Source organism: Frankia sp. Mgl5 (assembly GCF_023242985.1).
GTDB lineage: Bacteria > Actinomycetota > Actinomycetes > Frankiales > Frankiaceae > Parafrankia > Parafrankia soli.
Genome location: NZ_JALKFY010000131.1, coordinates 1 through 271, shown reverse-complemented (window position 1 = coordinate 271; position 271 = coordinate 1). Strand labels below are relative to the sequence as shown.

1 protein-coding gene is annotated in these 271 nt (G+C 57.9%); it reads left to right on the top strand.

The window, feature by feature from the left end; genetic code table 11:
* On the top strand, positions 1-271 hold a 271-nt coding region (locus MXD62_RS08680), incomplete at both ends, for a hydantoinase/oxoprolinase family protein (protein ID WP_285223999.1).

The window sequence follows — 271 nt, the reverse complement described above, 5'->3', positions numbered from 1 at the left end:
ATGTATCATTAACGTTTGACGGTACGCCAAGGGTATCCCGGGAAACAAAAGTAGGCGTATTTCCAGTCAAGGCCCCTTCTCTGGAAGTGGTGACAGTTGGAGCGGGAGGAGGATCGATTGCCCATGTTCCGCTGACGGGAGCGCTTCGCGTCGGGCCGCAAAGCGCCGGTTCCGAACCGGGGCCAGCCTGTTATAGCCGTGGAGGGGATAATCCCACAGTGACCGATGCCAATGTAGTGTTGGGCTATCTGCCTCCAAGCCTGATCGGCGG